Source organism: Pseudomonas sp. G5001 (assembly GCF_013385475.1).
In the GTDB taxonomy this organism is placed as follows: domain Bacteria; phylum Pseudomonadota; class Gammaproteobacteria; order Pseudomonadales; family Pseudomonadaceae; genus Aquipseudomonas.
The window spans coordinates 53,264-75,692 of the sequence record NZ_JACAPZ010000008.1 but is presented as its reverse complement, the minus strand read 5'-3'; the positions used below and the strand labels follow the sequence as shown (position 1 = coordinate 75,692).

The window sequence follows — 22,429 nt, the reverse complement described above, 5'->3', positions numbered from 1 at the left end:
CCCGTCGTGCCAAGTGCGAGGCAGTGACGGGCGCACGGTCAGGACTGTGCAGGTTGCACAGTATTTATAGCCAAACAGGGGAAACACGCAGGCGGGATTGGTCTTTCTGCCCACTCAGGCGCGAAAGCGGTGCAGGGTGATACAAATTGGATCACCCGTGATTCAATCGAACAGGGTGTGAGTGGTCTGCCCGCGATGAAAGGCAAAAGCGGCCTCAAGGTCGCTTTCAATGGTGCGGCCACGGGACAGCGGCGGCAGATCGTCCAGGCTGAAGAAGCCAACTTCGGTGGTTTCGAAACCGGCCGCCGGCGCCAGTTGATCAACCCGTTCGCACAGAAAGTAGAGTTTGTAGAAGTCCCGGATATCCGGCCGGTACAAGCCTTTGGCCTTGTGGGTGACGCTGTACAGCGCCTTGGCCGTGACCGTCAGCCCGGCCTCTTCGCGAATTTCCTTGACGATGTTTTCAGCCGCCGACAAACCAATATCCGCATAACCGCCGGGCAATGCCCAGCAGCCATCCGTGAGCTCGCGGACCAACAGGATCCGGTCACCGTCAATCACTGCGCCCCGCACATCAATCATGGGCGTCGAATAACGTTTGGCAAAATCCGGCACCAGCCCGGTGATGCGCTCCAGCGGTACTTCGCCCAATTGCGCCAGCATGCTGTGGGCAATCTGGGCGATTTCCTCGAGGCGCTCGCGCTCGAAGTCATCGGTGCAGAAGTGCAGCCCTGTGGAGGCCAATGCTTGCAGGCGCTTGGCCTGGGCCAGCCAGGTGTTTTCCATGGGAGCTCCTTCAGTGCGAGGCAGTGAGGTCTTTTTGCATGTAGACCCGACGCAAGCCGTTTTCCTCGGCCCGGTGGGTTTCCACATAGCCTTTGCGGGTGTACAGCGCGATATTTTCGGTCATCGCTTCATTGGTGTAGAGACGGATGGAGCCATGCCTGGCCTGGCCTTCCGCGAAGCCCAGCAACAGGCGCCCGTAACCCAAGCCCTGGGCACCGGGGTCGACGGCCAGGTTATCCAGCAGCAGGTACTCATCGTGATGAATCAGTACGACAAAGCCGTGGACCTGGCCCGCACTCTCCAGCACATGCACTCGTTCGGCAGCGACCTGCTGGCGATAGTCATCCAGCATCGGCCCTGGCTTGCGCCCGATTCGCTGGATGTAAGGGGAGTAGGCGGCGTGGACGATCGCTTCAATAGCGGCGATATCGTCGCCGGTAGCGGGGCGGATATGGGTTGGCATCGCAGCGCTTCCTGTACAAGAGGCCACGACTGTAAGGGAGTCAACGGCATAAAAAAACCACCGCAAGGGTGGTTTTTTACATCGCCGGCTTATTCGCCGCGATAGATGCAGCCGCTGGTGCAGGTCTCATGGATGCGAATCGCGCTGAGTTCCGGCAACAGCGGTTTCAGTTCATTCCAGATCCACTTGGCCAGCACTTCGCTGGTGGGGTTTTCGAGGCCCGGGATGTCGTTGAGGTAGTTGTGGTCGAGGCGTTCGTAGAGCGGCTTGAAAATCGCCTTGATCTCCGAGAAGTCACGGATCCAGCCGGTGTGCGGGTCGAGGTCGCCGCTGAGGTGGATCGCCACCTTGAACGAATGGCCATGCAGGCGCCCGCATTTGTGGCCTTCCGGAACGTGGGGCAGGCGGTGGGCGGACTCGAAGGTAAACTCTTTGAAAATTTCCACAGGGTTTTTCAGCTCGGTGAGGTGTCTGGCAGGCGGCGAGTTTAACAGTTTGTCGCGGCCGCGCGCATACCGCGTAGCAGCTGTCGAGCCATGGCGAGGCTGCGTTTGCGATTTGTCTGACAAACCGAGGTGCTGCCGACGCAGCCTCGCTTGGGCTCGACAGCTGCTACGGAGAGGGCGCTAGAGAGCCAGCAGGCGTTCGCCCAATTGGCCATTGTCGGCCAGTTGCAGAAACTCATCCCCCAGCCGCTGGCTTTCGCTCATTGCGGTTTGCCAGTACTTGTTGCGGCCCGGGTCATCCCCCATGAAGCGCTTGAAGTCACTGCGGTCCGGCAGTTTGCCGTGGGGCAGGCGGGCCAGGTATTCCTTCGACGGCGCCAGCAGCAGGACATCCTGCAAACCCTGTTGATTGGCGCGGCGCCACGGCAAGCCTTTGTCGAACCAGCCGGGAATGACCCGGTCGGTGAAGTGCGGGTACAGCACGATATCATCGCCGTGGTAGGGCAGGTCGAGGTGATAGTCCAGCAGGCCGCCATCGCGGTAAGTGCCTTGGCCTGCACCCGGCAGGTCGCGTACGCCTTGCATCACCATGGGGATCGAGCCCGACGCCAGCAAGGCCTGGCGCAGGTTGCCCAGTTCCAGATCAAGGAAGCGCGACGGGAAATCCTTGAGCGCATGCAGCGGTGGCGCCTGGCGTGGATCGTGGACGATCAGCCGTTCGAAGTGCCGGGACAACCGCGCGCGGCCCCTCAGGTTGTCGGCGATCACCGAGGACAACCCCAAACCAAGCCGACCGCGATGATCGTCGGCGAGCAGGCCATGGCTTTTGACCACCATGATGTTCAGCCGGTAGTGCGGGTTGTCGAGCACGCGGGCATCGCGGCCGGCCAGCAAGTCATCGAGCATGCGCACGCAGCTCTGGCTGACTTCGGCCATGGTCACGCCTTTGGCAAAGCTTTGTGCGTTGTACAGCCGGCCCAGGTCGAGCAGGCCTTGCACCGGGTCGGGCAGGCACGCACTGGCAAACCGCCAGGAGCCTATCGAGGCGCCGATCAGCGCACGCTCGCGGGGCGCCCGGGGCAGCCAGTCACCAAACAGCGCCAGGTCCAGACCCTGGATGCCCAGCGCCTTGGGCCCGCCGGCAGCGCCGGGAAGGATGCCGACGTCCGCAGGCGCAAGCCCCTGCTCACGAATGCGTGCAAAAGCGCGTTTACCGGCCTTGAGGGTCAAGGCGGGGAACTTCATATGGATAGCAGTCATACCGGTCTCATTTACCGCGAGCAGGGCAGTATAGAAAATCTTGCCCGGTTGCAGGCAAAGGTCTCGCAGAGAATTGCCATGGTGGCAATTCAGTTTCAGTTAAGTTGGATCCAGTACCGTGAGCCCCGTAGGCAAAATATCCCGAAACGGAGACTCACCATGAAAACCCTCACAGCCTTGATCGCCAGCAGTATCATCGCCCTCACCGCAGGCGTCGCCCAGGCTCGCGACCTGGGGCCGGACGAAGCACTGAAGTTGCGCGACGCTGGTACCATTGTGTCTTTCGAGAAGCTCAACGCCACGGCGTTGGCCAAACATCCCGGCGCCACCGTGCATGAAACCGAGCTTGAAGAGGAATACGGCAAGTACCTTTATCAGGTTGAACTGCGCGACGCCCAGGGCGTCGAGTGGGACCTGGAATTGGACGCCGTCACCGGCGCCGTCCTCAAGGATCATCAGGATACGTAATGAAGGTAAATCTACGCACCAGCGTTCAAGTGGCGCTGGTGCTCCTGGCATTTTGCTCAGGCCTGGCCGCTCGTGACCTGGGCCAGGACGAGGCGCTTCGCCTGCGCCAGGAGGGTGTGATCGCGCCGCTTGAGCATCTGCTGGGCCCGGCTTTCGAGCGCTACCCTGGCGCCAAGCTGCTGGACGCCGAGCTTGAAGAGCACAAGGATCGCCCTGTGCGCTATATCTATGAAATCGAACTATTGACGGTGGAAGGCGTAGTGCGCGAGATCGAACTCGATGCCAACACCGGTCAACTGCTCAAAGACAAGGAAGACGACTGATGCGCCTGCTGCTGGTGGAAGACCACGTACCCCTGGCCGATGAGTTGATGGCCGGGCTCAATCGCCAGGGCTATGCCGTCGACTGGTTGGCGGATGGGCGCGATGCGGTGTACCAGGGGCGCAGCGAACCCTACGACTTGATCATCCTTGACCTCGGCCTGCCGGGTTTGCCCGGGCTTGAGGTGTTGACGCAATGGCGTGCCGCCGGCCTGGCCACGCCGGTGCTGATCCTCACTGCCCGCGACTCCTGGGCCGAGCGCATCGAAGGGCTCAAGGCCGGGGCCGACGACTACCTCAGCAAACCGTTCCATCCCGAAGAGCTGCACCTGCGTATCCAGGCCTTGCTGCGTCGTTCCCATGGCCACGCCAATCAGCCCACCTTGCAGGCTGCCGGCTTGCACCTGGATGAGGGTCGCCAGTGTGTGATGCGTGATGGCGAGGAGATCCAGCTGACCGCGGCCGAGTTTCGGCTGCTGCGTTACTTCATGCTGCACCCCGAGCAAATCCTTTCAAAAAGTCACCTGGCCGAACATTTGTACGATGGCGAGACCGAGCGTGACTCCAATGTGTTGGAGGTCCACGTCAACCACCTGCGCCGCAAATTGGGCCGCAGCGTGATCGAGACCCGGCGCGGCCAGGGTTACCGGTTTGGTGCCAGCCCGGCATGAAGTCGATCCAGCGGCGCCTGAGCCTGGGGCTGATCAGTGTGATGGTGATCGTCGGCCTGGTGCTGGCGCAGACCAGCCTGTGGCTGTTCGAAATGGGCCTGCAACGTTACCTGGAGTCCGGCTTGCGCAACGACAGCGAGAACCTGCTGGTGGCGCTGGTGCGCGGGCCGGCGGGTGTGCAACTGGATGAGCAGCGGTTGTCTCCTGCGTACCAGCGTCCGTTTTCCGGGCACTATTTCCGTATCGATTTTGCCGATACCCATTGGCGTTCCCGCTCGCTGTGGGACCAGGAACTGCCGCAGTTGCCCCACGCCGGGCTGAAGGGCAACCTGCAGTTGGGGCCGGAAGGCCAGCAGTTGCTGGTACTGCGTTCGGACTACAAACGGTTTGGCCAGTCGATTTCCATCAGCGTGGCCCAGGACTACACACCCGTCAGAGAAAGCTTTCGGCTGATGCGCCAGATCGGCCTGGTGCTGGGGCTGGCGGCGCTGTTGCTGATCCTGATTCTGCAACGGGTCACCGTGCGCCGCGCCTTGCGCCCGCTGGAGACCGCGCGCAACCAGATCGCCCAACTGCAGCAGGGCCAGCGCTCGCAACTGGACACCCAGGTGCCGGTGGAACTGGAGCCGCTGGTGGCGCAGATCAACCATCTGCTGGCCCACACCGAAGACAGCCTCAAGCGCTCGCGCAATGCCCTGGGCAATCTCGGCCATGCCTTGAAAACCCCGTTGGCGGTGTTGCTGAGCGTGGCATCCAGCGAACAGCTCAAGGACCATCCGCAACTGAGCAAGCTGCTGCGGGAACAGTTGGAGCAGGTGCAGCAACGGCTTAATCGTGAACTCAATCGTGCCCGCCTGGCCGGAGAGACACTGCCGGGTGCCTTGTTCGATTGCGACGGCGAATTACCGGGGTTGCTCGCGACCCTGAACATGATCCATGGCGAACACCTGGATTTGAGTTACCGCGTGCCGCCCGGTTTGCAATTGCCGTGGGACCGCGAAGACCTGCTGGAACTGTTGGGCAACCTGCTGGACAACGCGTGCAAATGGGCGGATGCGGAGATTGTGTTGAGCATCGGCGAAACCCCGGAAGGCTTTCGGTTGGCTGTCGAAGATGACGGGCCGGGGATTCCCGAGAGCCAGCGTGATCAGGTGTTCAGCCGAGGCACGCGGTTGGATGAGCAGACTGACGGGCATGGTCTGGGGCTGGGGATCGTGCGGGATATTGTCGAGGTGTGGGGCGGGGTGCTTCTGTTGCAGGAGAGCGAGCTGGGCGGGTTAAAGGTCATCATCGACCTGCCACGCCGCCATTGAAAACAAACCGTAGCAGCTGTCGAGCCTCGCCAAGGCTCGACAGCTGCTACGGGATACTCGGGCTGATTGCCGGAGTATCCCGCAACTCATCAAACCCTGAACTGATCCATCAGGCCCTGCTGCTGATTCGCCAGGCTGTTCAACGCCTGGCTGACCCGCGCCGATTCATTCGCCTGTTCGGACAACGACTCCGTCACATCCCGAATCGTCGCCACGTTGTTGTTGATCTCCTCGGCCACCGCACTTTGCTCTTCGGCGGCGCTGGCGATCTGCAGGTTCATGTCGCTGATTACCGTTACCGCATCGCCGATCTGGCGCAAGGCGGTCACGGCCTGGCCCACTTGTTCGACGCTGCCCTGGGCCTGGCGATGGCTGTTGCTCATGGAACCGACCACTTCCTGGGTACCGCTTTGCAGTTGCTCGATCACCAGGCGGGTTTCTTCCACCGACTCCTGGGTACGTCGCGCCAGGTTGCGCACTTCATCGGCGACCACTGCAAAACCGCGACCGGCTTCACCCGCACGGGCGGCCTCGATAGCGGCGTTCAGTGCCAGCAGGTTGGTCTGCTCGGCGATTGCACGAATCACTTCCAGTACCGAACCGATCTTCTCGCTGTTGGCCGCCAGTCCTTCAACCTGGGTCATCGCGGTGCTCATATCCGCCGCCAGGTGGCCGATGCTGGTGGTGGTGCGGTCGATCACGGTCAAACCTTCACGCGTCGCCTGATCGGCATCGCGGGCAGCCTGGGCGGCTTGCGCGGCACTGCGGGCGACGTCCTGGGCGGTGGCGCTCATCTCGTGGGAGGCGGTGGCCACCTGGTCGACCTGACGGTATTGCTGCTCCATGCCGGCACTGGTTTCAGTGGCGATGGCGGCCGACTGGTCGGCGGTGCCACGGGCGTCCTGCACTGAGCGTTTGACCTGGGCAATGATCGGCTGCAGCTTGTCGAGGAAGCGGTTGAACCAGCCGGCCAATTCGCCGAGTTCGTCGTGTTTGTCGTAGGCCAGGCGGCGGGTCAGGTCACCTTCGCCACTGGCAATGTCTTCCAGCATGCGCGCCACACCGAGGATCGGCCGGGTCACGCTGCGGGCCATCAGCCACACCAGCAACAGGCCGACGATTGCTGCCAGCAGGCCCAGGCTCAGTTCCAGCAGGGTGCCCTTGGCGTTATCGGCGTCCAGTTTGGACTTCAGGGCTTCAGCCGGAGCCACCAGGACTTTTTCCGGAACATCCAGCAACACGCCCCACGGCTTGCCATCGGGGATCGGCTGGAACGGCGCGAGCACCTTGAGTTGGTGGTCGGTGCGCACGCTGCGGGTCTGGGTGCTGGTGGAAAGCGAACTGATCAATTGCGCGCCGTTGGCGGTGTCGACGGCATCCAGGCGCTGGCTGAGTTTGCCGGCGTCCGGACTGTAGCCGGCCAGCAGGCCCACCGGGCTGATGATGCTGACGCTGGTCTGGCCGTCATAGAGTTTCTGGCTGGCGCCCTGGCTGACGGCTTGCAGGCTGTTGAGGTTGATGTCCACCGACAGCGAGGCGATGACTTTGCCGTTGACCATCAGCGGGAAGACGATGCTGGTCATCAGCACCTTTTGCCCATCGATCACATAGAAGTACGGCTCGATCACGCAGGGCTTGAGTGTGGTGCGCGGGCAGGTGAACCAGGCGTTGGCTTTTTCGCCGCTGGGTCCGACGCTGGTGTCGGACATGTCGCTTTCGGGCAGCGACATTGAAGTCAGCTTGCCCGCAGTCGGCTGGGACCAGTACAGCGCAAAGCGGCCCTTGTCGTTGCTGCCCAGCTCTTGCTGGTTGGCGAACAGTTCGTCCTTGCCATCCAGTGCGTTGGCCTCGAATACCAGGGACAGGCCCAGCAGGTCAGGGTTGGCCTGCAGCGCAGCCTTGACCTGGCGGGTCAGGTCTTCGCGCAGGTCGAAGGCATCCAGGAAGCGTTTCTCGGCCTGTTCGCGCAGGAACAACACCTGCCGGGAAAAACCGTGGCCGTATTGATAGGCGTCCATGAACTGCTGGCGAATGCCCAAGGCCTGGACCTCACCCTGGGCTTCGATGCGTGCCTGGGCGGCTTCGTCGAGCATTTCCATACTGGAAGCCTTGACCAGGTCGGAGCTCTGCGCCATGCGGTACAGCGAGAGACCTACCAGCAAGGTCACGATGCCCAGCAGGCAAAGACCGGCCAGCAGGGTAATTTTCCATTGAATGGACAGCTGTCTGAGCGACATGGAGCCTTCCTTAACCTTTCGATACGACAGAGACGATCTGCCTGTATCGGCCGCTCGGAAATTTTCTTTATTCAAACGATCAATTTAAACCTGTTTGTGTGGCGAGGGGGCTTGTCCCCCGTTGGGCTGCTTAGCGGCCCCAAGAAAAGCGGGAGCGCTGCGCACTCCAACGGGGGACAAGCCCCCTCGCCACAGACAAATCCCCTAACCACTGACAAACCTTCTCCCCACTTTTTTGACAAGGCAGGCCGGGTGCTGCAAAGTGCGCGCCCTCTAATAAAACTCCCTTAAAACCTGGTTTGCGGCAGCCGTTCCCGACAGCAGCCCGGGCAGGTGCGTGCTTTTTTCATGTTTTCTGTCTTGAGGTAACGATGATTAATGCAGTAATCGCCGCGGTCGGCACCATGCTGGTGCTCAGCTTGTCCCGCGTGCATGTGGTGATCGCGATCATTGTCGGCGCCCTGGTGGGTGGCCTGACCGGCGGCCTGGGTATCGACGCGACGCTCAAGGCGTTCAACAGCGGCCTGGGTGGCGGTGCGACGGTGGCGTTGTCCTACGCGCTGCTCGGCGCGTTCGCCGTGGCGATTGCCAAATCAGGCCTGGCCCATGCGCTGGCCGATAAAGCCCTGCTGCTGGTGGATCGCCAGGAAGCCACGGGCGGCAGTCACGTCAAATGGCTGCTGATCGGTCTGCTCTGGGTGGTGGCCATCGCCTCGCAGAACATCCTGCCTATCCACATCGCGTTTATCCCGCTGCTGGTACCGCCGCTTTTATATGTGCTGACCAAACTGCAGCTGGACCGCCGTCTCATCGCCTGCGTCATGACCTTCGGCCTGATCACGCCCTACATGTTTCTGCCGGTGGGCTTCGGCAACATCTTCCTGAATCAGATCCTGCTGGCCAACGTGGCCAAGAGCGGTGTCGACATCAGCCAGGTCAATGTCACCCATGCCATGGGCCTACCGGCGCTGGGCATGGTGGTCGGTTTGCTGGTGGCGGTGTTTGTCAGCTACCGCAAGAAGCGTGTGTACGACCTGGAGAAGATCGAGCGAGTCGAGCAGGTGGCGGTGCACTACAACCCGCTGACCCTGCTGGTGGCCGGCCTGGCGATTGCGGCGGCGTTCATTATCCAGCTGTGGCTGGACTCGATGATCATTGGCGCCCTGGCCGGGTTCCTGATCTTTTCGGTGTCGGGCATCGTGCGCTGGCGCGACACCGATGACCTGTTCACCGAAGGCATGAAGATGATGGCGATGATCGGCTTCATCATGATCGCCTCGTCAGGCTTTGCCGAAGTGCTCAAGGCCACCGGTGAAGTGCAGACACTCGTGCAAGCCTCCGCGGCGTTTATCGGCCATAGCCGCGGTGTGGGCGCGCTGCTGATGCTGCTGGTGGGCTTGCTGGTGACCATGGGCATCGGCTCGTCGTTTTCCACGGTGCCGATCCTGGCGGCGATCTTTGTGCCGCTGTGCGTGCAGCTGGGCTTCAGCCCGCTGGCGATCGTGTGCATCGTCGGCACGGCCGGGGCATTGGGTGATGCCGGCTCGCCTGCGTCGGACTCCACCCTCGGCCCGACTTCCGGTTTGAACATCGATGGCCAGCACCACCATATCTGGGACACCGTGGTACCAACCTTCCTGCACTACAACATTCCGCTGCTGGCGTTTGGCTGGTTTGCCGCGATGACGCTCTGACGGGATTGTCCTACAGATTTATTGTAACTAGCCGTTAACCTCTTGAGTTGTCCCTCAAGAGAGAAGAGCCATGCGTCTGAGTCTAAAGGCCAAAGTACTGTCCCTTGCTGTCCTGCCCGTGTTGTTGTTTGCCGTGATCATCAGCCTGACCACGGTGTGGATCCTTCGGGAGCAGGCCCGCAACGAGGTCGAAGAAACCCGTCAGAACCTGCTCAACGACGCCAAGACCACCTTGCGCGGCTACGTCGAGGTGGCGATGACCACCATCAAGCCGCTGTACGACGCTGCCGCCCAAGGCGATACGGCCGCACGGGCGCAAGTGGTCAAGCTGCTGTCCAACACCAGCTATGGCAAGGACGGTTATTTCTTCGGCTACGACTCCGAGACCATTCGCCTGTTCAAGGGCAACAGCCCGGACGGCGTCGGCAAAAGCTTCAAGGAAAACCGCGACCCGAACGGCGTCTACGTCAACCGCGACCTGGTGAAAGTCGGCAAGGACGGCACCCACTACCTGCAATACAGCTCGACGCAGCCCGGCCAGACCGAGTTGGTGCCCAAGCTTGGCTACACCGAATACTTGCCCAAGTGGGACATGGTGATCGGTACCTCGGTGAACCTGGACGGCATCGACGCCCAGGTTGCTGAGGTTCAGGCCAAGGTGGAGAAACGCATGGAAGGCGTGGTGCTGAGCATCATCGGCATTGCCGTGGTGGTGCTGTTGGTGATTGCCGCCGTGGGCATGCTGGTGGCCAATACCATCCTGCGGCCGTTGCACCTGATGAAGATCAACCTCGACGACATCGCCGCCGGTGAGGGTGACCTGACCCGCCGCCTGGCCATCACCAGCCAGGACGAGCTTGGCGAACTGGCAGGCTCTTTCAACCGCTTTGTCGACAAGATCCACAGCCTGGTACGCCAGATCACCGAGATGACCTCCCAGCTTACCGGCCTGGTGAGCCAGGTCGCCGAGCAAGCCAACCGCTCGGAAAAGGCCATGGAGCGCCAGCGTCACGAGACCGACCAGGTGGCTACCGCGATCAACGAAATGTCCTCCGCGGCCCATGAAGTGGCGCGCAGTGCCCAAGGCGCAGCCGTCGCTGCGCAGCAAACCGACGCCGAAGGCCAGGCCGCGAAAAAAGTCGTGGATGGCAGCATCGCGCAGATTCACGCGCTGGTGAACGACATCCGCAGCAGCGGCGTGTCCCTGGACAGCTTGCAGCAGGATGTGTCGTCGATTGTCAGCGTGCTTGGCGTGATCCGCTCGATTGCCGAACAGACCAACTTGCTCGCCCTCAACGCCGCCATTGAGGCCGCGCGGGCAGGGGAGGCCGGTCGTGGTTTTGCCGTGGTCGCTGACGAAGTACGGGCGCTGGCCAGCCGCACCCAGCAAAGCACCCAGGAGATCCAGGGCATGATCGACCGCCTGCAAAAAGGCACCGAAGCCGCCGTGGAGTCCATGCGCCGTTCCAGTGACGCCGGTGACGGCACATCGGCCCAGGCCAACGAAGCCGGAGCGTCCCTGGACACCATGGCGCAGCTGATCGGCACCATCAACTCGATGAACGCGCAGATCGCCAGCGCGGCGGAAGAACAAACCGCCGTGGCCGAAGAGATCAACCGCAGCGTGCATCAGATCGCGGTGGCGGTTGACTGCGTGGCCGATGAAACCCAACAGGGTGCCCAGACCTCCCGCAGCCTGGCGGACCTGGGGCAGCGGTTGGGTCAGTTGGTGGGGCAGTTCAGGATTTGATTGCAGGCTTTCGCCCATCGGCAACGTCCTGTTGCCGATGGGGTTGGCTGGATTGATCGATCAGGTCAACAGCGCCAAACGTTCCACCGTCTCCGGAAACTTCGACACCAGCCGAATCAAGGTTGCCGCCTGAGCATTGGGTGTGGCCCGGCCTTGCTCCCAATTTTCCAGGGTCCGGGTGTTGGTGCGCAGGTACATCGCAAACACCGAGCGCGACAGATTGAGTTGTTGACGCACAGCGACTACTTCGTCGGCAGTGAGCGGTGCCAGCTTGCTCAACTGCACCTTGTGGCTGCGCAGCGTTACCTTGCCTTCTCGTTCATCTGCCAGCGCGTCGAAGCCTTCGACCAGTTCGGAAAAGATGTCACGTTTCATAAGATTTTCTCGCTTTGATTTCCCTGTCCAGCAGGTGTTTGAGCGCCGTTTTGTGTTGAGCGCTCAGGTCGTCCTGTTCGTGTTTGCCATAAAGGGTGAACAGCCAGAACTGCGTACCGCCCGACCACCAGTAATAGATGACTCGCAGGCCACCCCGTTTGCCCTTGTTGCGTCGCTCGTCGACAAAGCGCACCTTGCGTAACCCGCCGGTTCCCTCTATCACGTTGCCCGCTTGCGGGTTTCTCATCAACTCTTGTTGAAAGCCGTGAAATAACTCATCACTCAGATAATCCCTGCGGTGCCGCTCAAAGGCTGGCAATTCGATAAATAGAGCATCCATGTTCTGTACGTAGCCTGCGTATAGTTTGGTGGCCCATCTGCGGTGGGTCAAGTGACCCTGCTGTGGGATGTTTCCTAAAACGCAACCACGATACGAGCGACCCAGGCAGGGTGATGCCGGAAGGGGAGGCATCTCGACGAGGAAAATTCCCTTTGTGTGTCAGACAACAAATTAATACGCCAGAAACGCAAAACGGCGCCCTAAGGCGCCGTTTTGCTTGCTGCGTTTAACTAAGCAATCAACCCGCCATCACCGCATGCTGCACCAGGGTGAGCAACGGTTGTGGGTACACACCCAGGAAGAACGCCAGCAGGGCGATTGCCAGCAGCATCACGCCGCCTGCTTTCTGTTCCCAGTGCAACTCGGCGTCCACACGGCGCAGGTTTGGCTCGATCAGGTACAAGGTCACCATCACGCGCAGGTAGTAGAAAACGCCGATGGCGCTGCCCAGTACCAGGGAAGCAACCAACCACCATTCGTGCGCTTCAACACCGGTGGCCACGATGTAGAACTTGCCGATGAAGCCCGCAGTCAGCGGGATACCCGCCAGGGACAGCATCATCACGGTCAGTACGGCGGTCAGGTACGGACGGCGCCAGAACAGGCCGCGGTATTCGTACAGGGCGTCGGCGTCGCGGCCTTTGTAAGGTGAGGACATCAGCGTGATCACACCGAATGCACCCAGGCTTGTGATCACGTAGGTGACCAGGTACACGCCGATGGCTTCCATCGCCAGGCCCTTGCTCGCCACCAGGGCGATCAGCAGGTAACCGAAGTGCGCGATGGACGAATAACCCAGCAGACGCTTGAGGTTGTTCTGGGTCAGCGCCAGCAGGTTGCCGAACAGGATCGAGGCGATGGCGATGATGGTCAGCACGTTGCTGAGTACACCGGTGTTGGCCGCAGGAGAGATCTGGAACAGACGCACCATCACGGCAAACACGGCGACTTTCGACGCGGTAGCCAGGAAAGCAGCCACCGGCGCCGGGGCGCCTTCGTACACGTCCGGGGTCCACAGGTGGAACGGCACCAGCGACAGCTTGAACGCCAGGCCGATCAGCATCATGGCCATGCCCAGTTGGGCAATTGGCGCAGGGCTGCCGGAGGCTGCCAGGGCGTGACCGATACCGCTGAAGCTCAGGCTGCCGGCTTCTGCGTAGAGCAGGGCCATACCGAACAACAGGAACGCCGAACCGGCAGCCGACAGCACCATGTACTTGATGCCGGCTTCCAGGGAGCGCTTGTTGAAGAAGGCATACGCTACCAGGCCGTAGACCGGGATCGACAGCAGTTCCAGGCCGATGAACAAGCCGGCCAGGTGCTGCGCGCTGACCAGCACGATACCACCGGCCGCAGCCAGCAGGATCAGCAGGTACAGCTCTTCGCGGTTGCCCGGGTAGCCGGTGCCGCCTTCGCCGAGGTAGGCGTGGGCAAGCGTGACGCAGGCCAGGGTGGCAACCAGGATCAGCGCGATATACAGCAGCGCGAAGTCATCGACCATCATCAGCGGGGTCACGGCCAGTGGCGCGACCTTGAGTGCCGGGATAATCGACAGCAGGGCCAGGTTCAAGCCCGCACAGGACAGCAGGAACGTTTGCGAGTGATTGCGGCGCCAGGCGATCGCCAGCATCACCACCACGATGGTGAGGCTGGTGATCAGCAGCGGCGCAAGCGCGATAAAGTGTTGGATCGTGAATTCCATAGCGCTCTTACCGGGCCGAAGCGAGTTGAGAGAAGGCGGTGCCGAACCACTGCTGCACGCCATGCATCGTTGCGGCAGAAGTATCCAGGAACGGTTGCGGGTACACGCCGATAAACACCAGCAGTACCGCAAGGCCGAGCACCATGATCAGTTCGCGACCGTCCATGCCGTGCAACACGGTGTCGGACTTGGCCGGACCGAAGTATGCGCGGTGGATCATGATCAGCGAGTAGACCGAACCGAACACCAGGCCAGACGTAGCGATCGCACTGACCCACGGCGTATGCACGAAGGCACCCATCAGGATCAGGAACTCGCCGATGAAGTTACCGGTACCCGGCAAGCCCAGGGATGCGGCGGCGAAGAACAGGCTGATGGCCGGCAGGTAGGCGATACGTGACCACACGCCACCCATCTCGCGCATGTCACGAGTGTGCAGGCGCTCGTACAGTTGGCCGCTGAGGATAAACAGTGCCGCTGCCGACACACCGTGAGCCAGCATCTGGATCACGGCGCCTTGCAGTGCCAGTTGGCTGCCGGAGTAGATGCCGATCAGTACGAAGCCCATGTGGGAAACGGACGAGAAGGCAATCAGACGCTTGATGTCGGTTTGGGCGAAGGCCAGGAACGCACCGTAGAAGATCCCGATCAGACCAAGGGTCATGGCGATCGGCGCGAACTCGGCCGAGGCATTCGGGAACAGCGGCAGGGCGAAACGCAGCAGGCCGTAGGCCGCCGTCTTCAACAGGATACCGGCCAGGTCGACGGAACCTGCAGTCGGCGCCTGGGCGTGAGCGTCAGGCAACCAGGAGTGGAACGGCACCACCGGCAGCTTCACCGCGAACGCGATGAAGAAGCCCAGCATCAGGATGTACTCGGTGGTCAGGGACATCTTGGTTTTCAACAGGTCGGCGTAGTTGAACGTGATCACGCCCGTGCTGTTGAAGTTGACCAGTACCAGGCCCAGGATCGCCACCAACATGATCAGGCCGGAAGCCTGGGTGAAGATGAAGAACTTGGTCGCCGCGTAGATCCGGGTTTTCTTGCCGTCCGAAGAACTGTGACCCCAGAGCGCGATGAGGAAGTACATCGGCACCAGCATCATTTCCCAGAAGAAGAAGAACATGAACAGGTCGAGGGCGAGGAACACGCCGACAACGCCGCCCAGGATCCACATCAGGTTCAGGTGGAAGAAGCCCACGTGACGCTGGATCTCTTTCCAGGAGCAGAGTACCGAGAGGATACCCAGCAGGCCGGTCAGCAGGATCATCAACAGCGACAGGCCGTCGAGGGCCAGGTGCACGTTGATGCCGAAGCGCTGGATCCACACGTGCTTGAATTCAAGCGCGAAGGTGGGATCGACACCCGGTGCCGGAGCAAATGAATAGTCACCGTGGGCCCACAGCCAGAGGCCGAGCGCGAGTTCCAGGGACATGGTCAGCAACGCAATCCAGCGGGGGAGGGTGGCGCCGAAGCGTTCACCCATCCAGCAGAGCAGGCCGCCGATAAAGGGGATCAGGATTAGCCAGGGCAGAATCATGACGGGCTCGTTTCCTTTCGCAAGTTCGCAAAGTTCGCAATGTGCATAGTCAGACCGCGACCACGATGATGGCGCCGATTACCAGGACGGCACCGGCCGCCATGGAAGCTGCATACCAGCGCAATTGGCCGGTCTCGCTGCGGCTCAGGGCGGTGTGACCGGCCTTGGCGGCACGCGGGATCAAACCGATGGTCTGGTCGAGCGGGTCTTTGCGCAGTACGTGGCTGATCGCAAGGTACGGCTTGACGAACAGTTTGTCGTAGATCCAGTCGAAGCCCCAGGCAGCGAACCACCAGGCCGAAAGGAAGCGGCCAATGCCACTGTTGGCGATGGCGGTGACGAAGCGGCGCTTGCCGAGGAACAGCAGGGCCGCCAGCAGGATACCCGCGATGGCGATGGCGCCCGAGGCGATTTCCAGGCTGTGCTTGGCTGCACCACCGGCATGGCCGGCGCTTTCCGGCAAAACACCGGCCAGTGGCGGGGTGATCATGGCGCCGACGAAGGTCGACAGGATGATCAGCACCGACAGTGGCAGCCAGTGGGAAATGCCATGGCCTGCGTGGGCTTCAGTCTTGGCTTCACCGTGGAACGTGATGAAGATCAGGCGGAAGGTGTACAGCGAGGTCATGAACGCACCTACCAGGCCGGCGTACAGCAGGCCGTGGTTACCGCTGGCAAAGGCTTCCCAGAGGATTTCGTCTTTCGAGTAGAAACCTGCGGTCACCAGTGGCAGGGCCGACAAGGCCGCGCCGCCGACGATGAAGCTGGCGTAGGCCAACGGCAGTTTCTTCCACAGGCCGCCCATCTTGAAGATGTTCTGCTCGTGGTGGCAGGCAACGATCACCGCACCGGAAGCAAGGAACAGCAGGGCCTTGAAGAAGGCGTGGGTCATCAGGTGGAAGATCGCGCCGTCCCAGGCGCCAACGCCCAGGGCCAGGAACATGTAGCCGATCTGGCTCATGGTCGAGTAGGCGAGGATACGCTTGATGTCGGTCTGAACCAGGGCAGCAAAACCTGCCAGTACCAGGGTCACGCCACCCACCAGGCCCACCAGATGCAGAATCTCCGGTGCCAGGGTGAACAGGCCGTGGGTACGGGCAATCAGGTAGACACCGGCGGTTACCATGGTCGCGGCGTGGATCAGTGCCGAAACCGGGGTAGGACCGGCCATCGCATCCGCCAGCCAGGTTTGCAGCGGCAGTTGCGCGGATTTACCGACAGCGCCACCCAGCAGCATCAGGGTCGCCAGGGTGATCCAGAAGTCGCCGACCTGGAATTTCTGCGGTGCCAGCACCAGCAGTTCCTGGATGTTCAGCGTGCCCACCTGTTGGAACAGGATGAACAGGCCGATGGCCATGAACACGTCACCGATCCGGGTCACGATAAAGGCTTTGAGTGCGGCGTTACCGTTGTTGCGGTTGCTGTAGTAGAAACCGATCAACAGGTACGAGCACAGGCCCACGCCTTCCCAGCCGAAGTACAGGAACAACAGGTTATCGCCCAGCACCAGGAACAGCATGCTGGCGATAAACAGGTTGGTGTAGGCGAAGAAGCGCGAGTAACCGGCTTCACCGCGCATGTACCAGGACGCGAACAGGTGGATCAGGAAGCCCACACCCACCACCACGCCGAGCATGGTGATCGACAGGCCGTCGACGTAGAGGGCGAAGTTGGGCTTGAAGCCCTCCACCGACATCCACTGCCACAACACCAGGGTGTAGTGACCGCCTTCAGGCGGTGCGACGTTGAATTGCCAGATGACGTAGGCGGCGACAATTGCCGACAGGCCAATGGAACCTACGCCGACCAGGGCCGAGAGGTTTTCCGACCAGCGTCCACGGGAGAACGACAGCAGCAGGAAACCGATCAGGGGAAATACGAAAGTCAGAAAGATCATGTTCATCCGCGCATCTCACTGGCAGCGTCGATATCAAGCGTGTGGAAGCGACGATACAGTTGCAGCAGGATCGCCAGGCCAATACTGGCCTCGGCGGCTGCCAGGCTGATCACCAGGATGAACATCACTTGTCCATCCGGCTGGCCCCAACGGCTACCGGCCACGATGAACGCGAGTGCCGCGGCGTTCATCATGATTTCCAGGCTCATCAACACGAACAGAATGTTGCGGCGAACCATCAGGCCGACCAGGCCAAGGCAGAACAGGATGCCGGCGACCGCCAGACCATGCTCCAAAGGGATAGCAGGCATCGTCATTGCTCCTTGGCTTCGTTGCGGCCCAAGTGGAAGGCGGTGATGGCTGCAGCGAGCAGCAGCATCGAAGCCAGTTCGACCACCAGCAGGTACGGGCCGAACAGGCTGATGCCCACGGCTTTCGCGTCTACGGTGGTGTGGCCGATGGCCTGGCCGCTCTGGTGAGCGAACAGCACATACAGCAGTTCAGCCAGCAGCAGGGCTGCCAGGATCACCGGGCCGAGCCAGATGCCGGGCTTGAGCCAGACGCGTTCCTGGGCGACAGACGCCGGCCCCAGGTTGAGCATCATCACCACAAACACGAACAGCACCATGATGGCGCCGGCGTAGGCGATCACTTCCAGTACACCGGCGAACGGTGCGCCGAGGCTGAAGAAGGTCATGGCCACGGCGATCAGCGAAATGATCAGGTAGAGCAGGGCGTGCACAGGGTTAGTGTTGGTGATCACGCGAAGCGTGGACACCACTGCAATACCCGATGCGAAATAGAAAGCGAATTCCATCTTTCTTCCTTAAGGCAGCAAGCTCTTCACGTTGATCGGCTCGGCTTCGTTTTGTGCGGCGCCTTTCGGCTTACCGGCAACGGCCATACCTGCAACACGATAGAAGTTGTAATCAGGGTTTTTACCGGGACCAGAGATCAGCAGATCTTCTTTCTCGTACACCAGGTCCTGACGTTTGAACTCGGCCATCTCGAAATCCGGTGTCAGCTGGATCGCGGTGGTCGGGCAAGCTTCCTCGCAGAGGCCGCAGAAAATGCAGCGCGAGAAGTTGATGCGGAAGAAGTCCGGGTACCAGCGACCGTCTTCGGTTTCAGCTTTCTGCAGCGAGATGCAACCCACCGGGCACGCCACGGCGCACAGGTTGCAGGCCACGCAGCGCTCTTCGCCGTCGGGGTCGCGGGTCAGGACAATGCGGCCGCGATAACGCGGCGGCAGGTACACCGCTTCTTCCGGGTATTGCAGGGTGTCGCGTTTGCGAAAGCCGTGACCGAACACCATCACCAGGCTTCGCAACTGGGTACCGGTACCCTTAACGATGTCGCCAATATATTTGAACATGGGTCAAATCCTCACTGAACCGCGCCCGCTGGCGTGTTCGACAACACAACGGCAGCAGTCACCAGCAAATTGATCAGGGTCAGCGGCAGGCAGAATCGCCAGCTGAAATCCATCACCTGGTCATACCGTGGACGCGGGATGGAAGCGCGCAGCAGGATGAACAGCATGATGAAGAACGCGGTCTTCAGGAAGAACCAGAAGAACGCCAGCTGCGGCAGGATGCCGAACGGACCGTGCCAGCCGCCGAAGAACAGCGTGACCAGCAGGGCCGAGATCAAGATGATGCCGATGTATTCACCAACGAAGAACATGCCCCATTTCATGCCGGCGTATTCAATGTGGTAACCGTCGGCCAGTTCCTGTTCCGCTTCCGGCTGGTCGAACGGGTGACGGTGAGTCACGGCGACGCCAGCGATGAAGAAGGTACAGAAGCCGAAGAACTGCGGAATGATGAACCACAGGTTCTGCGCCTGGTACTCGACGATGTCGCGCATGTTGAACGAGCCCACCTGCACCACGATGCCCATCAGCGCGAGGCCCATGAACACTTCGTAGGACACGGTCTGGGCCGAAGCCCGCAAGCTGCCCAGCAGGGCGAACTTGTTGTTGCTCGACCAACCGGCGAACAGCACCGCGTAGACCGACAGGCCGGCCATGGCGAAGAAGAACAGCAAGCCGATGTTCAGGTCCGCCACGCCCCAGGTCGGGGTGATCGGGATGATTGCGAAGGCAATCAGCAAGGCGCTCATGGCCACGACCGGTGCCAGGGTGAAGATCACCTTGTCGGCAAACGGCGGGGTCCAGTCTTCCTTGAAGAACATTTTCAGCATGTCGGCGGCGATCTGGAACATACCAAACGGGCCAACGCGGTTCGGACCGTAACGGTCCTGCCACCAGCCCAGCAGGCGACGTTCGACGAAGCTGAGCAGGGCGCCCGCCACGACCACGGCCAACAGGATCACGATGGCCTTGACCACCGCGATGATCACGTCGATCACTTCAGGGGTGAACCAGGTCATTGAGCTGCCTCCTGCAGACCGTCAACGGTAAGGCCGAAGATCGCCGGAGGAATCCCCGCGAGGCCTTTTGGCAATGCAACCAGGCCAGCACCCAACTCTTCGTCGATGCGCAGCGGCAGACGCAGGGTCTTGCCGGCGACGTTCACGCTGAGCAGGGCACCGTCGTTGACGCCCAGGCGGTCGGCTTCGGACTTGGCAACGGACACGTAGGCTTGAGGGATGCGCTCTTGTACCGGCGCGGCCTTGGAAGAGGTTTCTTCGCTGCCGAACAGGTGGAAGAACGGCACAACCTGCCAGGTACCCTGGGCCGGGTTGAACGGACGCGGAACACTGGTGAACCAGTTCAGCGAGTCGCCGGTGCTTTCGATCAGGCGGGTGCCCGGGTCGCCAGCGCGGATGTGACCACCGACTTCGTCCTGGAACTTGTTCCAGGCTTGCGGCGAGTTCCAGCCCGGCGACCAGGCAAATGGCACCTGCTGACGTGGCTCGACCGAACCCGAGTAACCTTCCATGGAGAAGGCGAACGCGGTGTCGATGTCTTGTGGCGTACGTGGCTCATGCACGCTGATGTCAGCACGCATGGCGGTACGGCCGGAGTAACGCAGCGGTTCACGGGCGAGTTTCATGCCCTTGATGCGGAACGCGGCGGACGGTGCAGCGTCGACGATGCGTGCCAGTTGCGGTGCAGCGGCAGCGGCGGCAGCGGTCACGTGGTCGAGCTGGGTCCAGTCGATCGGCTGGTTCAGCAGGGTGGCGCGCAGGGCATGCAGCCAGCGCCAGCCTTCGTGAACCAGGATGCTGGCGTCCATGTACTTCGGATCGAACACCTGGAAGAAGCGCTGGGCGCGGCCTTCCTGGCTGACCAGGGTACCGTCGCCTTCAGCAAAGCTGGCGGCGGGCAGTACCAGGTGGGCACGGTCGCTGGTGGCGGTTTTCTGGTGGTCGGCAACGATCACCACTTTGGCCGCGTTCAGCGCTGCGTCGACCTTGGCCGAATCAGTGCGGGTGTACAGGTCGTTTTCCAGCACCACGATCGCATCGGCGCTGCCGTCGGTCACGGCTTGCAGGGCGGCGTCCAGGGACTCGCCACCGAGCATGGCCAGGCCAAGGCTGTTGGCTTCCGGCACGATCAGGCTGATGGAACCGTTCTTCTCGCGCAGCTTCAAGGCTTTGGCAATGTTGGCAGCGGCTTCGATCAGCGCCTTGGAACCCAACGAGGTACCGGCAATGATCAGAGGACGCTTGGCGGCCAGCAGGGCGTCGGCGATGCGCTGGGCCAGTTCAACGGCTTCAGCGTCCAGGCCTTCAACGGCAGGCGCGCTGGCGTCGAGGGCGTGGGCCACGGCGAAACCGATGCGGGCCAGGTCGTCAGGCGCGGCGTGTACGCATTCTTCTGCGATGTCGTCGAGCTTGGTGGCGGTCAGACTGGCGATAAACAGCGGGTTCAGCGCGTGCTGGCCGATGTTTTTCACCGCAGCGTCGAGCCATGGCTGGACGCGCATGGCGTCGGCCATGTCTTCGGCCTTGCCTTTTACCGACTGGCGCAGGGACAGGGCGACACGGGCAGCGGTCTGGGTCAGGTCTTCACCGAGGACGAAGATCGCGTCATGGTCTTCGATGTCGCGCATGTTCGGAACCGGCAGCGGGCTGTCGTTCAAGACTTGCAGCACCAGGCGGATGCGCTCCAGTTCACCGGCTTCGATACCCGAGTAGAAGTGCTCGGCACCCACCAGTTCGCGCAACGCGTAGTTGCTTTCGAGGCTGGCGCGGGGCGAACCGATTCCGACGATGTTGCGACCGCGCAGCAGGTCAGCGGCTTTATCCAGTGCTTCGTCGAGGCTCAGCTTGGCGCCGTCGGCCAGCAGTGGCTGACGCGGGCGGTCTTCGCGGTTGACGTAGCCGTAGCCGAAACGGCCACGGTCGCACAGGAAGTACTGGTTGACCGAACCGTTGAAGCGGTTTTCGATCCGACGCAGTTCGCCGTAGCGTTCGCCCGGGGAGATGTTGCAACCGCTGGAGCAGCCATGGCAGATGCTCGGCGAGAACTGCATGTCCCACTTGCGGTTGTAGCGCTCGGAGTGAGTCTTGTCGGTGAACACACCGGTCGGGCAGACCTCGGTGAGGTTGCCGGAGAATTCGCTTTCCAGGGTGCCGTCTTCAACGCGACCGAAGTACACGTTGTCGTGGGCGCCAAACACACCGAGGTCGGTACCGCCGGCGTAGTCCTTATAGAAGCGCACGCAGCGGTAGCAAGCGATGCAGCGGTTCATCTCGTGGGAAATGAACGGGCCCAGTTGCTGGTTCTGGTGGGTACGCTTGGTGAAGCGATACCGGCGTTCGTTGTGGCCGGTCATCACGGTCATGTCTTGCAGGTGGCAGTGACCGCCTTCCTCACACACAGGGCAGTCGTGCGGGTGGTTGGTCATCAGCCATTCGACGACGCTGGCGCGAAACACTTTCGCTTCTTCGTCTTCGATGGAGATCCAGCTGCCGTCGGTGGCAGGGGTCATGCAGGACATGACGATACGACCACGGGTGTCGTTCTCGTCGGTGTACTGCTTGACCGCGCACTGGCGGCAAGCGCCAACGCTGCCAAGGGCGGGGTGCCAGCAGAAATATGGAATGTCGAGGCCTAGCGACAGACACGCCTGTAACAGGTTGTCTGCCCCATCGACTTCGAGCTCTTTGCCGTCTACGTGGATAGTGGCCATGGTTCAAAGTTCTTCGTTGGCCCGGTGTCAGCGGGCGTGGCTAATGGAATCTTGTTATTCAT

Annotated in this window: 21 protein-coding genes and 2 pseudogenes; 7 read left to right on the top strand and 16 right to left on the bottom strand. The window is 61.4% G+C overall.

The window, feature by feature from the left end; all coding sequences use genetic code 11:
• Positions 1-162: 162 nt before the first annotated feature.
• The 4 genes from HX805_RS07920 to HX805_RS07905 all read right to left on the bottom strand — a co-directional run bounded on the left by HX805_RS07920 (position 163) and on the right by HX805_RS07905 (position 2,955).
• Positions 163-786, bottom strand: a complete 624-nt coding sequence (locus HX805_RS07920) for an NUDIX hydrolase (protein WP_008432778.1) — start codon at positions 784-786, stop codon at positions 163-165.
• Between the two features lie 10 nt (positions 787-796).
• Positions 797-1,249 (bottom strand): GNAT family N-acetyltransferase, encoded by a 453-nt coding sequence (locus HX805_RS07915; protein ID WP_087693060.1) that lies wholly within the window; start codon positions 1,247-1,249, stop codon positions 797-799.
• 89 nt (positions 1,250-1,338) lie between these two features.
• On the bottom strand, positions 1,339-1,695 hold the full coding sequence (queD, locus tag HX805_RS07910; protein WP_003190259.1) for a 6-carboxytetrahydropterin synthase QueD: 357 nt from the start codon (positions 1,693-1,695) through the stop codon (positions 1,339-1,341).
• A gap of 180 nt (positions 1,696-1,875) precedes the next feature.
• Positions 1,876-2,955: a hypothetical protein gene (locus HX805_RS07905; RefSeq protein ID WP_003219547.1), complete on the bottom strand. Its 1,080-nt coding sequence runs from the start codon at positions 2,953-2,955 to the stop codon at positions 1,876-1,878.
• Positions 2,956-3,114: 159 nt separating this feature from the next.
• Between HX805_RS07905 and HX805_RS07900 the strand changes: the two genes are divergently transcribed.
• From HX805_RS07900 to HX805_RS07885, 4 genes are read left to right on the top strand one after another with little or no spacing between them, the layout of a single operon-like run.
• Entirely contained in the window at positions 3,115-3,423 is a 309-nt protein-coding gene (locus HX805_RS07900; protein WP_003219548.1) for a PepSY domain-containing protein, read from the top strand.
• A complete protein-coding gene (locus tag HX805_RS07895; protein WP_008432790.1) occupies positions 3,423-3,746 on the top strand; it encodes a PepSY domain-containing protein in 324 nt (107 codons plus the stop codon). The genes HX805_RS07900 and HX805_RS07895 overlap by 1 nt, the downstream gene beginning before the upstream one ends.
• Positions 3,746-4,414: a response regulator transcription factor gene (locus tag HX805_RS07890; protein WP_003219550.1), complete on the top strand. Its 669-nt coding sequence runs from the start codon at positions 3,746-3,748 to the stop codon at positions 4,412-4,414. Before HX805_RS07895 ends, HX805_RS07890 begins: the two co-directional genes overlap by 1 nt.
• Complete coding sequence (locus HX805_RS07885; protein WP_008432791.1) at positions 4,411-5,727, top strand: sensor histidine kinase; 1,317 nt, start codon at positions 4,411-4,413, stop codon at positions 5,725-5,727. The genes HX805_RS07890 and HX805_RS07885 overlap by 4 nt, the downstream gene beginning before the upstream one ends.
• A gap of 89 nt (positions 5,728-5,816) precedes the next feature.
• Here HX805_RS07885 and HX805_RS32570 read toward each other — a convergent pair whose 3' ends face one another.
• Both HX805_RS32570 and HX805_RS32565 read right to left on the bottom strand, forming a co-directional pair.
• Positions 5,817-6,572: a methyl-accepting chemotaxis protein gene (locus HX805_RS32570; RefSeq protein ID WP_371132963.1), complete on the bottom strand. Its 756-nt coding sequence runs from the start codon at positions 6,570-6,572 to the stop codon at positions 5,817-5,819.
• A gap of 102 nt (positions 6,573-6,674) precedes the next feature.
• Positions 6,675-6,821, bottom strand: a pseudogene (locus tag HX805_RS32565) (HAMP domain-containing protein); the annotation flags it as partial.
• A 1,517-nt stretch (positions 6,822-8,338) separates the two neighbouring features.
• On the opposite strand from HX805_RS32565, the gene HX805_RS07875 reads away from it, so the two are divergent.
• From HX805_RS07875 to HX805_RS32555, 3 genes and pseudogenes are all read left to right on the top strand, one after another.
• Entirely contained in the window at positions 8,339-9,658 is a 1,320-nt protein-coding gene (locus HX805_RS07875) for a Na+/H+ antiporter family protein (RefSeq protein ID WP_161635727.1), read from the top strand.
• Positions 9,659-9,728: 70 nt separating this feature from the next.
• Positions 9,729-10,550 (top strand): annotated as a pseudogene (locus HX805_RS32560) (cache domain-containing protein); the annotation flags it as partial.
• Positions 10,551-10,586: 36 nt separating this feature from the next.
• Positions 10,587-11,408: a methyl-accepting chemotaxis protein gene (locus HX805_RS32555; protein ID WP_371317070.1), complete on the top strand. Its 822-nt coding sequence runs from the start codon at positions 10,587-10,589 to the stop codon at positions 11,406-11,408.
• Between the two features lie 60 nt (positions 11,409-11,468).
• Here the strand turns inward: HX805_RS32555 and HX805_RS07865 are convergent, their stop codons facing one another.
• The 10 genes from HX805_RS07865 to nuoG form a co-directional block, all read right to left on the bottom strand.
• Positions 11,469-11,783: a DNA-binding transcriptional regulator gene (locus tag HX805_RS07865; RefSeq protein ID WP_003219555.1), complete on the bottom strand. Its 315-nt coding sequence runs from the start codon at positions 11,781-11,783 to the stop codon at positions 11,469-11,471.
• Positions 11,773-12,123: a toxin gene (locus HX805_RS07860; protein WP_032899042.1), complete on the bottom strand. Its 351-nt coding sequence runs from the start codon at positions 12,121-12,123 to the stop codon at positions 11,773-11,775. Before HX805_RS07860 ends, HX805_RS07865 begins: the two co-directional genes overlap by 11 nt.
• Before the next feature lie 238 nt (positions 12,124-12,361).
• Entirely contained in the window at positions 12,362-13,825 is a 1,464-nt protein-coding gene (gene nuoN / locus HX805_RS07855) for an NADH-quinone oxidoreductase subunit NuoN (protein ID WP_177080927.1), read from the bottom strand.
• 7 nt (positions 13,826-13,832) lie between these two features.
• Positions 13,833-15,365: an NADH-quinone oxidoreductase subunit M gene (gene nuoM, locus HX805_RS07850; RefSeq protein ID WP_003219558.1), complete on the bottom strand. Its 1,533-nt coding sequence runs from the start codon at positions 15,363-15,365 to the stop codon at positions 13,833-13,835.
• A 49-nt stretch (positions 15,366-15,414) separates the two neighbouring features.
• Positions 15,415-17,268 (bottom strand): NADH-quinone oxidoreductase subunit L, encoded by a 1,854-nt coding sequence (gene nuoL, locus HX805_RS07845; RefSeq protein WP_003219559.1) that lies wholly within the window; start codon positions 17,266-17,268, stop codon positions 15,415-15,417.
• Entirely contained in the window at positions 17,265-17,573 is a 309-nt protein-coding gene (nuoK, locus tag HX805_RS07840) for an NADH-quinone oxidoreductase subunit NuoK (protein WP_003219560.1), read from the bottom strand. Before nuoK ends, nuoL begins: the two co-directional genes overlap by 4 nt.
• A 2-nt stretch (positions 17,574-17,575) precedes the next feature.
• Positions 17,576-18,079 (bottom strand): NADH-quinone oxidoreductase subunit J, encoded by a 504-nt coding sequence (gene nuoJ, locus HX805_RS07835; protein ID WP_017476146.1) that lies wholly within the window; start codon positions 18,077-18,079, stop codon positions 17,576-17,578.
• 9 nt (positions 18,080-18,088) lie between these two features.
• Positions 18,089-18,637, bottom strand: coding sequence for an NADH-quinone oxidoreductase subunit NuoI (gene nuoI / locus HX805_RS07830; RefSeq protein WP_003174725.1), 549 nt, complete (start codon positions 18,635-18,637; stop codon positions 18,089-18,091).
• Positions 18,638-18,648: 11 nt separating this feature from the next.
• On the bottom strand, positions 18,649-19,656 hold the full coding sequence (gene nuoH, locus HX805_RS07825) for an NADH-quinone oxidoreductase subunit NuoH (RefSeq protein ID WP_177116740.1): 1,008 nt from the start codon (positions 19,654-19,656) through the stop codon (positions 18,649-18,651).
• Positions 19,653-22,367: an NADH-quinone oxidoreductase subunit NuoG gene (gene nuoG, locus HX805_RS07820; RefSeq protein ID WP_177116739.1), complete on the bottom strand. Its 2,715-nt coding sequence runs from the start codon at positions 22,365-22,367 to the stop codon at positions 19,653-19,655. Before nuoG ends, nuoH begins: the two co-directional genes overlap by 4 nt.
• Positions 22,368-22,429 lie beyond the last annotated feature (62 nt).

What these genes read in the sequence shown, in the direction of transcription:
- HX805_RS07920 (WP_008432778.1), bottom strand. Translation starts at nt 786, where the DNA reads ATGGAAAACACCTGGCTGGCCCAGGCCAAGCGCCTGCAAGCATTGGCC.
- HX805_RS07915 (WP_087693060.1), bottom strand. Translation starts at nt 1,249, where the DNA reads ATGCCAACCCATATCCGCCCCGCTACCGGCGACGATATCGCCGCTATT.
- HX805_RS07905 (WP_003219547.1), bottom strand. Translation starts at nt 2,955, where the DNA reads ATGACTGCTATCCATATGAAGTTCCCCGCCTTGACCCTCAAGGCCGGT.
- HX805_RS07900 (WP_003219548.1), top strand. Translation starts at nt 3,115, where the DNA reads ATGAAAACCCTCACAGCCTTGATCGCCAGCAGTATCATCGCCCTCACC.
- HX805_RS07895 (WP_008432790.1), top strand. Translation starts at nt 3,423, where the DNA reads ATGAAGGTAAATCTACGCACCAGCGTTCAAGTGGCGCTGGTGCTCCTG.
- HX805_RS07890 (WP_003219550.1), top strand. Translation starts at nt 3,746, where the DNA reads ATGCGCCTGCTGCTGGTGGAAGACCACGTACCCCTGGCCGATGAGTTG.
- HX805_RS07885 (WP_008432791.1), top strand. Translation starts at nt 4,411, where the DNA reads ATGAAGTCGATCCAGCGGCGCCTGAGCCTGGGGCTGATCAGTGTGATG.
- HX805_RS32570 (WP_371132963.1), bottom strand. Translation starts at nt 6,572, where the DNA reads ATGGAGCAGCAATACCGTCAGGTCGACCAGGTGGCCACCGCCTCCCAC.
- HX805_RS32555 (WP_371317070.1), top strand. Translation starts at nt 10,587, where the DNA reads ATGACCTCCCAGCTTACCGGCCTGGTGAGCCAGGTCGCCGAGCAAGCC.
- HX805_RS07865 (WP_003219555.1), bottom strand. Translation starts at nt 11,783, where the DNA reads ATGAAACGTGACATCTTTTCCGAACTGGTCGAAGGCTTCGACGCGCTG.
- HX805_RS07860 (WP_032899042.1), bottom strand. Translation starts at nt 12,123, where the DNA reads ATGGATGCTCTATTTATCGAATTGCCAGCCTTTGAGCGGCACCGCAGG.
- nuoN (WP_177080927.1), bottom strand. Translation starts at nt 13,825, where the DNA reads ATGGAATTCACGATCCAACACTTTATCGCGCTTGCGCCGCTGCTGATC.
- nuoM (WP_003219558.1), bottom strand. Translation starts at nt 15,365, where the DNA reads ATGATTCTGCCCTGGCTAATCCTGATCCCCTTTATCGGCGGCCTGCTC.
- nuoL (WP_003219559.1), bottom strand. Translation starts at nt 17,268, where the DNA reads ATGAACATGATCTTTCTGACTTTCGTATTTCCCCTGATCGGTTTCCTG.
- nuoK (WP_003219560.1), bottom strand. Translation starts at nt 17,573, where the DNA reads ATGCCTGCTATCCCTTTGGAGCATGGTCTGGCGGTCGCCGGCATCCTG.
- nuoJ (WP_017476146.1), bottom strand. Translation starts at nt 18,079, where the DNA reads ATGGAATTCGCTTTCTATTTCGCATCGGGTATTGCAGTGGTGTCCACG.
- nuoI (WP_003174725.1), bottom strand. Translation starts at nt 18,637, where the DNA reads ATGTTCAAATATATTGGCGACATCGTTAAGGGTACCGGTACCCAGTTG.
- nuoH (WP_177116740.1), bottom strand. Translation starts at nt 19,656, where the DNA reads ATGACCTGGTTCACCCCTGAAGTGATCGACGTGATCATCGCGGTGGTC.
- nuoG (WP_177116739.1), bottom strand. Translation starts at nt 22,367, where the DNA reads ATGGCCACTATCCACGTAGACGGCAAAGAGCTCGAAGTCGATGGGGCA.